At 62.2% G+C, this 9821-nt stretch carries 10 protein-coding genes; 1 reads left to right on the top strand and 9 read right to left on the bottom strand.

Annotated elements, in window-relative coordinates:
* From ACESNB_RS13445 to ACESNB_RS13415, 7 genes are all read right to left on the bottom strand, one after another.
* Window positions 1-948 (bottom strand): NADH oxidase (locus ACESNB_RS13445; protein WP_373008143.1); only part of this gene is annotated, 948 nt, incomplete at its 3' end.
* Between the two features lie 137 nt (window positions 949-1085).
* Window positions 1086-2612, bottom strand: coding sequence for a ribosome biogenesis GTPase Der (gene der / locus ACESNB_RS13440; protein WP_373008141.1), 1527 nt, complete (start codon window positions 2610-2612; stop codon window positions 1086-1088).
* Between the two features lie 49 nt (window positions 2613-2661).
* Window positions 2662-4011 carry a PQQ-binding-like beta-propeller repeat protein gene (locus ACESNB_RS13435; protein ID WP_373008139.1) on the bottom strand — a complete coding sequence of 450 codons (1350 nt, stop codon included), beginning with the start codon at window positions 4009-4011 and terminating at the stop codon, window positions 2662-2664.
* Window positions 4008-4757, bottom strand: coding sequence for a hypothetical protein (locus ACESNB_RS13430; RefSeq protein ID WP_373008137.1), 750 nt, complete (start codon window positions 4755-4757; stop codon window positions 4008-4010). Before ACESNB_RS13430 ends, ACESNB_RS13435 begins: the two co-directional genes overlap by 4 nt.
* Before the next feature lie 69 nt (window positions 4758-4826).
* On the bottom strand, window positions 4827-5663 hold the full coding sequence (gene panB / locus ACESNB_RS13425; RefSeq protein ID WP_373008135.1) for a 3-methyl-2-oxobutanoate hydroxymethyltransferase: 837 nt from the start codon (window positions 5661-5663) through the stop codon (window positions 4827-4829).
* 42 nt (window positions 5664-5705) lie between these two features.
* Window positions 5706-6068: a DUF805 domain-containing protein gene (locus ACESNB_RS13420; protein WP_373008133.1), complete on the bottom strand. Its 363-nt coding sequence runs from the start codon at window positions 6066-6068 to the stop codon at window positions 5706-5708.
* Between the two features lie 88 nt (window positions 6069-6156).
* On the bottom strand, window positions 6157-6732 hold the full coding sequence (locus ACESNB_RS13415; RefSeq protein ID WP_373008131.1) for an NnrU family protein: 576 nt from the start codon (window positions 6730-6732) through the stop codon (window positions 6157-6159).
* A 140-nt stretch (window positions 6733-6872) separates the two neighbouring features.
* Between ACESNB_RS13415 and ACESNB_RS13410 the strand changes: the two genes are divergently transcribed.
* Window positions 6873-7499 (top strand): sulfotransferase family protein, encoded by a 627-nt coding sequence (locus ACESNB_RS13410; RefSeq protein WP_373008129.1) that lies wholly within the window; start codon window positions 6873-6875, stop codon window positions 7497-7499.
* Between the two features lie 13 nt (window positions 7500-7512).
* Here the strand turns inward: ACESNB_RS13410 and ACESNB_RS13405 are convergent, their stop codons facing one another.
* Both ACESNB_RS13405 and ACESNB_RS13400 read right to left on the bottom strand, forming a co-directional pair.
* Window positions 7513-8685, bottom strand: a complete 1173-nt coding sequence (locus tag ACESNB_RS13405; protein WP_373008127.1) for an acyl-CoA dehydrogenase family protein — start codon at window positions 8683-8685, stop codon at window positions 7513-7515.
* Window positions 8686-8750: 65 nt separating this feature from the next.
* The coding region (locus tag ACESNB_RS13400; RefSeq protein ID WP_373008125.1) for an FAD-dependent oxidoreductase at window positions 8751-9821 on the bottom strand (1071 nt) is incomplete at its 5' end.

Below are 9821 nucleotides of genomic sequence, written 5' to 3'. Positions count from 1 at the left end.
TGTCAGCAGGAAGCCGCCAACGCCCCAAGCCATGCCCACACCGGGCGGCAATGTCGTCAGGCCCATGTCGAGACGGCCATAGATATAAACCTGCTTGTGGGTCGCCGAGCCGTAGCGGCTGTATTCCTTGGCGTTGAGGTTTGCTGCCGCTTCCATCGCCACCAGGATTTGCCCGGCCAGCGGGCCGCCGCCAATAGCATCAAAGCCGAGAGTCGCACCCGTTGTTGCCAGCGCGCGGATCAGGTCGTCCATAAAGCCGAGCGAGGTCGAGTTGACGATATATTTGGCACCAAGATCACGCAGGATTTTTTCCTGGGCGTCGGAGCGCACCACGTTCACCAGATCAATTCCGTCCGCGATACAGATCTTGTTCAGCATCTGGCCAAGGTTCGAAGCCGCCGCGGTGTGCAGCAGCGCCGTGTGACCTTCCATACGCATCACTTCGGTCATCGCCAGCGATGTCAGCGGATTGACGAAGCAGGACGCGCCATCGCGTGCCGTCGCACCGTCAGGCAATTCCATGCACTGGGCGACATTCAACATGCGATACTGCGAATACATTTCGCCGCCGAGGCCGGCAATCGTCTTGCCCAGCAGGGCCTGCGCCGCAGGCGACGAACCCGCCGCCACAACCGTGCCCGCGCCTTCATTGCCCACTGCCATCGACTGGTCGAGGCGAGGAGTCATGGCACGCAGGCCGGCAGCCGACACTTTTGCTGTGACGACAGGACGGTCCGTAGTCCCCGATGCTTTCGCAGTGCTCATGTCGGCTGCGCCGAGTAGCAGGCCAAGATCGGATGGGTTGATCGGTGTCGCTTCAACGCGAACAATCACATCGTCCGGGCCGGGCGTTGGAATGTCCACCTCAACGAGGGACAGTTCCAGCTCGCCGCTGGACTTTACGTGTGATCTCAGTTGAAGGCCCTTGGCCGGAACGCTGGACGCCATCTTGTCTCTCCCTGATGCAGTGTTTGATGTGGATTTTCCACATGACTACACGTTGCGAGAGCCCGCGTCCAAGTCTTGTATTTTTGCCGAGCCGCTCCTAAGGCACCGCGAGGTGACGTTGGGTCACCCCGGTCGCGCTAGTGCTTTGGCTTGTACCGCTTCGACGGTCGCTGCTGCGCGGCCTTGTCGGCATAGGGGTTCTTGCCCTGACGCACGAACAGTCGGATCGGCACGCCGTTCATGTCGAACGCATCGCGCACGCCATTGACGAGATAGCGCTTGTACTGGTCCGGCATCTGGTCGCCGCGTGACGCGATCAGCACAAAGGTCGGTGGACGCGCCTTCATCTGGGCCATGTAGCGCGGCTTGATACGCTTGCCGTGCACGGAGGGTGGTGGATGGCGCTCAATCGTATGGCGCAGCCAACGGTTCAGGTCCCCCGTCTTCACGCGGGCCGTCCAATTCGCATAGACGCTCACGACGGCTGGCATCAATTTTTCGATATTCCGGCCCGTCAGCCCCGACAGGAACACGATGGGCGCGCCTCCGGCGTTCGGCATCAAGCGATTGGAAAGGTCGCGGATATGCTTGGCGGCCGCGTCAGGATCCTTCACGAGGTCCCACTTGGAAATCACTAGGACAATGCCCCGGCCCTCGCGCAGTGCAAGGTCGGCAATCTGCAGGTCCTGTTTTTCCATCGCCTCGTCGGCGTCCATGACCAGCGCGATGATATCGGCATATTTCAGGGAACGGATGGTCTCACCCGTCGACATGCGCTCCAGTTTTTCCTGAACGCGCGACTTCCTGCGGAGGCCAGCCGTATCGACCAGGCGAATACGGCGGCCTTCCCATTCCCAGTCGATGGAAATCGAATCCCGCGTGATGCCCGCTTCCGGTCCCGTCAGCAGGCGGTCAGATTGCAGCAATTGGTTGATCAGCGTCGACTTGCCCGCGTTCGGGCGGCCGACAATGGCCAGTTTGATCGGCTTGTCGGGCCGTACCGGCTCCGACTCGACATCAACGTCGGCTTCTTCGATGGCGGCAACAAGGTCGTCATCCGACAGCGTCTGGTCGTCGATATCGATATGCGACAGCTTGTCGAGAATGTCCTCGCCGCCAAAGCGCGTATAGTCCGGCTCGGCCTCTTCAAGCGCTTTCTCGAAAGCGTCCTCGCCCACTGCCTGGCGGATGGCTTCAAACAGGTCTGCCATACCTTCGCCATGCTCGGCTGACAGGCCCACCGGTTCGCCAAAGCCCAGCTCCCAGGCCTCGTTCAGGCCGTCGCGTCCGGCTTTGCCTTCAGCCTTGTTCGCCGCCAGCACGACGGGAATGTTCGCCTTGCGCAACAGCGCGGCAAAGCTCTGATCCTCGATCGTGACACCGACGCGCGCGTCTATCAGGAACAGCGCTACCTCCGCCTCGGCAATCGCCGCTTCGGTCTGCTCGCGCATGCGGGATTGCAGGCTACCATCGTGGACGTTCTCATAGCCCGCCGTATCGATCAGGATCAAAGGCAGCGAGGCCAGGCGACCATCGGCCTGCTTGCGGTCACGCGTCACGCCAGGCTGGTCATCGACCAGCGCAATTTTCTTGCCTGCGAGCCGGTTGAACAGCGTCGACTTTCCGACGTTCGGACGTCCGAGAATAGCGAGTTTAAGCGGCATATGCCTGCCCGTTCATACGGTTAACGGGCGGGCTTTTGGGCCGTGCGCCCTATTGGATGGCGATCAGCTTGGCCTCATCAGTGAGGATAAGCAATTTGTCCTGCACGGCGATGGGTTCGAGATAAGTCGTCGAGCCCAGCTTCACAGAGCCGGTCTGCTGCCCGGTTTGAGGTGAAAAGGCAAGTAGCACACCTGTTGAAGACACGATCACGATACGCCCGGATGCAATGATTGGCCCGGAATAGCTGATCCGGCCCTTCTTCTTTTTCACTTTCTCGAACTTCGGCAGCGTCGTCACCCAGTAGGCCTCGCCATTGGCCGGATTGACGGCCGACAGCGTGTCGTCGACACCCAGGATGAACATGTACTGTCCGGCCAGGGCGGGGGCCTGTGTCGAACCCGTTGCAATCGACCAGACGCGCGTACCGCTGCGTCCGTCAATCGCGACGGTCACGCCAGACTGGCTGGATGCGAACACGAGCCCGCCCGAAAGCACTGGGCGCGAGCCAATATCGTTGATTTCGGAAATCGGCGTGAACCGGCCGGCCTGCGAGATCGCATCGGTCCAGAGGCGACGTCCATTCGAGGAGAGATAGGCAATGATTTCGCCCGATGAATACGGCGCGATCACGAAATCCTCGACAGCAGCGGCGCTGGAACTGCCAAGCACCCGAGCAGTTTCAGCAATCGCCTGGTCGCTCCATTCGGTTTCTCCGGTCGCCAAAGTGAGTGCGAAAATTTCGTTATTGTTGGAGGAGATGTAGATCCGGCCATCCTTGATGGTGGGTGCGCCCGTCATCGGCGCGCCCATCTGGTGCTTCCATTTCTCTGTGCCGGTGGCCGCGTCAAGCGCAGCCACAAAGCCAAAGCCACTCGCCACGATCAAGGTATCGCCTTCAACGGCCAGACCGCCGCCCAACGCACTCTTGTCGCGCTTGGAAACGCCCTTCAGCTTTTTCTTCCACAGCGAGCGCCCGGTAGCGAGGTCAGTCGCCACGACCGACTGGTCCGCATCCAGCGTGAACACGGTCGTTTCGCTGGTCACAGGCGGAGTCGTCAAGGCTGACTTCTTGTCGGAGCCTGCCCCCACATCCGCACGCCAGGCAATTTTCAACTGAGGCGCCGCCCTGACATGGCCGACCACTTTGGCGGCATTGGCACCAGCCTGCGACCAGGCCTCGATCGTTGTGGCTTCAGGCAATTCGATCGTCACGCCTGCCAGTTCCGGGTTCGGCTTGATGGCCTCGTCGGTCAGCACCATGGTGATCCGGCCCGCCTTGTCCTCGGCGGCTTTTTCCTCGGCCTTGTTATTGCCGAAGCTCGGCAGGCTGCTGCATGCCGAAAGGGTCAACGCCGTGCCCAGGACAAAGCTGGCGGCAAGTTTACGCGATGGGCTCATTGACCAGTCTCCTCAGACTCTGCAGGGGCGGGCGCAGGAGCCGGCGCTTCGGTTTCTGTTTCAGGTTCTTTGCCTGCCGCGTCCGCGACCGGTTCAGCCTCTTCAGCGACAGGAATGGCGGCGAGCGCGAGTTCGGCCCGGCGCTTGACGCCCGCCGGCGCAGCCGCATCGAAGCGCAGCCGATTGAATTCGGTCCGGGCTCGGGCCGTGTCACCCGTTGCAAAAGCCTTGGCTGCAACCAGTTCACGCGCCAGCGCGCCGAGCGGGCCCTCGTCATCGACGAGACTGCCCAGCGTGGCTTCCAGTTCGGTCATCGACTGGCCATCGGCCTTGAAATAGGCCTTTTTCAACAAGGCCAGACGATCAAAGGGGCTGCCCTCGACCGCGCCAATAGCGGCCAGCGCTTCAGCTGCGCCATCGGCATCGCCACCGCCCTCAAAACGCACCTGCGCCAGATAGTTCGCCGCCAGCGGTGCCAGTTTGCTGCCGCCATCGGCGAGTTCCGCAAAGGCTGTCTCAGCCGCCGCATACGAGCCGTTATGAAGCTCGGACAGGGCTGTTTCCAGCTCCAGCGCGCGCGCCGCACGGGCCGCTTCCGCCCGCGGCATGATGACGAACTCGCTCACGGCCACTGCGGCAATGACCAGCGCGACAGCGCCATAGACAAAGAACTGGTAGCGTTTCCACCAGATCTCCAGCCTGTCCTGTCGAATGCTCTCGTCGACTTCTTCGAAAATATCGCTCAATTCAGTCGCTCCGGTGTATTTTGTTACTCAGGCAGGAACCTAGACGGGCGATGCCCACGCTGCAACGTGTCAGCGCTGTTCAGGTTCAGGTTTTCTCAGGGCATAGGTCTCGGCCGCGTCCGGAAACCGTCGGGTGCGGACATCGTCGGCATAGGCCGCCGCCGCGTCATTGATGCTGGCGCTGAGGTCGGCATATCGGCGCACGAATTTCGGCGTCCAGTCGAACAGGCCCAGCATGTCATGCGTGACGAGGATCTGGCCGTCACAGGCCGCCGACGCTCCAATCCCGATCGTCGGGCAGCTGACTTCGGCAGTAATGTCCGCCGCCAGGTCCTCGGCGACACCTTCAATCACGATGGCAAAGGCACCAGCCTGGTCCGTTGCCCGCGCCTCGGCAATCACCCGGTCGCGTTCGCCTGTCGTGCGTCCCTTGGCCCGGAAGCCGCCATCGACATTGATCGCCTGTGGTCGCAGGCCGATATGGCCCATCACCGGCACACCGCGCTCGACGAGATGGGCAATCTGGCCGGCGGCATAGGTGCCGCTCTCGATCTTGATCGCCTGGCAGCCGGTTTCCTTCATGATGCGCGCCGCATTCAGGAAGGCGGAATCATTATTCGTCTCATACGACCCGAATGGCATGTCGACGACGACAAAGGCCTCGCTGGAGCCCCGCATCACCGCCTGGCCGTGCAGGATCATCATCTCCATGGTGACGCCCACCGTGGATGGCAGGCCGTGCACGACCATGCCCAGGCTGTCGCCGACCAGCAGCACATCGCAATGTGGGTCCAGCAGGCGGGCCGTCGGCGCATCATAGGCGGTCAGGCAGACGAGCGGTGTCTTGCCCTTGGCAGCGGCAATGTCCCTGACGGTCTTGCGGCGTGTCTCGGTTTGTTTCGACATGGGGCGCGACTTAGCCTGACCGCGCCGCGCCCGCAAGCAGCCTCACAGCTTCCGGGGCTCCGGACCGAACCGGTTGGTGCGCGTCGTGCCCGGCTGGCAGGCAAGGTAGATATTGTAGATCGGGATCAGCACCATCAGGGCGCTCTGGTCGATATCATGCATGCGCCGGATGCTGATGGCGATGCCCGGCAGCACAAGGGCAAGGCCGACCAGAAGGCTCACCAGGCTGAAAATCGGCCCGAGATACGGGATCATCGACAGGATATTGAAGCCAACGGCGATCAACAGGGCAATCGACACATAGTGCCAGAATTCGCGCCGGCTCGCGCGGCCTTCGAAATCGGCATAGCGTTTCATGACCGTATCGACGAAGATCGTCAGGGCGTAGTTGAAATCATAGTTCATGCCGGCTCACTCCCAGGAACGCCACCGCGTGGCACCATCGGACATGGCTACCACGGATGTGTATGCGAAGGGTTTAAGCCGACTGCCATTACATGACCGCGACGCCGAACAGGATCGGGTGCAGCCACATCAGGATCGCCACGTACAGGCCAGCGCCGATCGCGACGGCGCCTACATCAGACATCACCGAAGCGGCCGCGTCCTTGGCTGGGCCATTGTCCCCACGTTTCTTCACTGCGATCCGGTCAATTACCGCATAGGCCAGGAAACTGCCGAACAGGATGACTGAATTGATCTCGCCATTGGCCAGAAGGTGCCCGAAGGCCCACAGCTTCACGGCCACCAGCATCGGGTGCTTCACGGCCTTCTTGATCGCCCCGGTCGGCAATTGCGAAGCAACCAGCAGGATCAGCGCCGGCAGCATCAGCGCCAGGTTCACGTGCCGGCCCCATGACGGCGCCATATACAGGCTCCCGGCATCGCGCGTTGCGCCAAAGCCCAAGCAGATCAGCACGAATCCGGCAATGGAAACGAGACTGTAGAGCCCCATATACGGCCCGTACCCGAGCTTCGCCTTGATATCCTTGCCCGGCTCACGCGACCGGAATGTAGTGAACAGGTGTGCCCCGAAAAAGATCACGAGACCGAGGATAAGATATGTCATGCGCGTGCCCTCCCAAGGCTTTTTCCGAGCCTAGTCTGATCCGGGGCCATCGGGAAGCGCCTCGCCGCGACCCACTTCCAAGAACCTGCTCTTTCAGTTAGCTTGCCGCCCAGAGACCGACATCGTGTGTGGGGGACACAATGACACTATCCGTAATCAGCGCCGGTTTCGGGCGAACGGGCACAATGTCGCTGAAACTGGCGCTCGAACAACTCGGCCACGGGCCATGCCATCACATGATCGAAGTGATCGGGAATGGCGACGCGCAGGTGCCACTCTGGAACGATGCCCTGGCTGGCAATCCCGATTTCGACGCAATCTTTGCCGGCTATAACTCCGCCGTGGACTGGCCGGCCGCCGCTTTTTGGCAGGAGCTGGCCACGGCTTATCCGGACGCCCGGATCATCCTGTCAACGCGTTCCGCCGAGAGCTGGTACAAGAGCATATCGGAGACCATCCTCGCGACAGTCTGGGCACCCGACAAATGGCCGGCGCCAGCGGTCGAATGGTTCAAGATGGTGACGAAAGTGCTTGAGCGCAGCTTCGGCGACGCGAAGGACAAGGACGCCATCATCGCCGCGTACACCGCGCACGAAGCCGCTGTTAAAGCCGCAATCCCTGCAGAGCGCCTGCTGGTTCATTCGGCCAAGGATGGCTGGGAACCATTGTGCAAATTCCTCGGCGCACCGGTGCCGGCAGAGCCCTATCCGCGCACCAACAGCAAGGAAGAGTTCTTTGAGCACATGAAGGAAGCCGACGACATGTAGCCGGTCGGGCCTGTCAGTAGCTCTTCGGCAGGCCCAGCACGCGTTCGGCGATGAAGTTCAGGATCATCTCGCGGCTGACCGGAGCGATCCGCGCCAGCATGGCTTCGCGCATCATCCGCTCGACATGGTATTCACGGGCATAGCCCATGCCGCCATGCGTTAGCACCGCCGTTTCGCAGGCGGTAAAGCCTGCCTCGGTGCCGAGATACTTGGCTGCATTCGCCTCCGCGCCACATTCCTGCCCGGCATCGTAAAGGCTCGCCGCCTTGTACGCCATCAGCTCCGCCGCCGACAGTTCGGCCCAGCTGCGCGCCAGCGGGTGCTGGATGCCCTGGTTCTGGCCGATCGGTCGGCCGAACACGACCCGCTCATTGGCATAGCGCGCCGCCCGTTCCAGCGCGGCGAAACCAAGCCCGACGCTTTCGGCGGCGAACAGCACGCGCTCGGGGTTCAGGCCCTGCAGCAGGTATTTGAAGCCCGCGCCTTCCTCGCCGATCAGGTCCTCTTTCGGCACTTCCAGCCCGTCAATGAACAGCGTGTTGCACTCGACGGCCTTGCGGCCCATTTTCGGGATCGGGTTGGCCTCGATCTTGTTCCGGTTGAGGTCTGTATAGAACAGCGACAGGCCGAGGTGCGGCTTGGCGCACTGGTCCTTCGGTGTCGTGCGGGCGATGATCAGGATCTTGTCGGCGCGCTGCGCGCCCGTCGTCCAGATCTTCCGTCCATTGATCACATAGCCATTGTTTGTCCGCTCGGCCTTGGTCTCGAGCGACGCCGTGTCGAGCCCCGAATTCGGCTCGGTCACGGCAAAGCACATCTTCTCTTCGCCTGAGATGATCTTTGGCAGGTTTTCCTGCTTCTGCTCGGGTGTGCCGAATTTCTCCAGCGGCTTGGGCCCGAAAATATTGAGGTGGATCGCCGAGGCGCCGGAATAGCCCGCGCCCGATCGCGTCACCGTCTGCATCATCAGCGCCGCTTCGGTCAGGCCAAGGCCCGCGCCGCCATATTCTTCCGGAAACGCGATCCCGAGCCAGCCGCCCTTGGCCATCGCATCGCAAAATTCTTCCGGCCAGTTGCCGGTCTCGTCCGTCTTCAGCCAATAGTCGTCATCGAACGGCGCAATCGTCTTTGCTACGGCATCCTTGATGGCCATCTGGTCTTCGCTCATCGGGGCGATCTGGTGCATGCGTTCCTCCTGCTTGGGACGAGACTTAGGCCGCAGGCGCGCGCCCGTCCAGCACAGCCCCGGCGTCAGGCCGTCGCAGCCGCAAACCGCGCCGGGCTGAAGGCCGCCGCCAGCTCGCTGGTTTTCCCGTCCAGCACACTGTCGGCCATGATCTGCGCGGTGATCGGCGCCAACAGGATGCCATTGCGATAATGGCCCGCCGCGACGAACGCGCCGGTCTCGCCCAGTGCGCCGATCATCGGCGCGTGGTCGGGTGTCCCCGGGCGAATCCCACGCCACGCCTCGATAATCGTGGCCCGTTTCAGCATCGGGCAGAGGGCATGGGCTGCCGCTTCCAGACGATTAATCGCGTTGCTGTCGATCCTGGTGCTGGTTTCGCCGGGCTCAACGGTCGCGCCGACAATCAGGCGCCCCGCCTTGGGCACAATATACAGCGCGCCCGACCGCACCGTCATTTCAGGCCCATCCGGCAAACGATTGAAGGCGAGCATGTGCCCAGCTACGGGCTCGATTTTGCGCAACATTGGCGCGATGTCGCCCAGCGTCGCGTCACCCACCCTTACGCTGGCCGTCTCCCACCCGGCGGCAAAGATCACATGGTCAAACCCGGCGAGCACGATTTTTCCCTGTGCAATGGCCAGTGGTGCAGTGCCGGTCACGAACGCAACCTGTTCCTGGCTCTCCAGCGCCCGGATCAGGGCTTCGACCAGAAGGCGGTTGTCGACCTGCCCATCTGTCGGCAGCCGCAGCGCCCCCTTATTGCCGACGCGCAAGCACGGCTCGGCCTTAACGGCCTCGCCGGGTGACAGCACGTCAAACGGAATTTTGCGCACGTTCAGCGCCTCTGCGAGACCCGCCAGTTGCATCCGATCTTCTGCGGTCTGTGCCACGGCGAGCGACGGCCCGATTGAGTGCAGGACGTCTCGCTTCGTCACGGCGGCAATCGCGCCCGACATGTCGATCCACTGGCCGGCGCTTTTGAGACACAGGTCGAACAGTCTCGGGTGCGCGCCCGGTTCGGCTGCTGCTTCATAGGCCGGAGCCAACATGCCTGCGGCAGCCCAGCTTGCGCCGCGTCCCGGATAAAAACCGGAATCGAACAGCGTCACATGCGCGCCCCGCTTCGCCAGTTCCCA

It is taken from the genome of Hyphomonas sp., assembly GCF_041689225.1.
In the GTDB taxonomy this organism is placed as follows: domain Bacteria; phylum Pseudomonadota; class Alphaproteobacteria; order Caulobacterales; family Hyphomonadaceae; genus Hyphomonas.
Note: the sequence above shows the minus strand (reverse complement) of the source record. Positions and strands in the feature narration are given on the sequence as shown.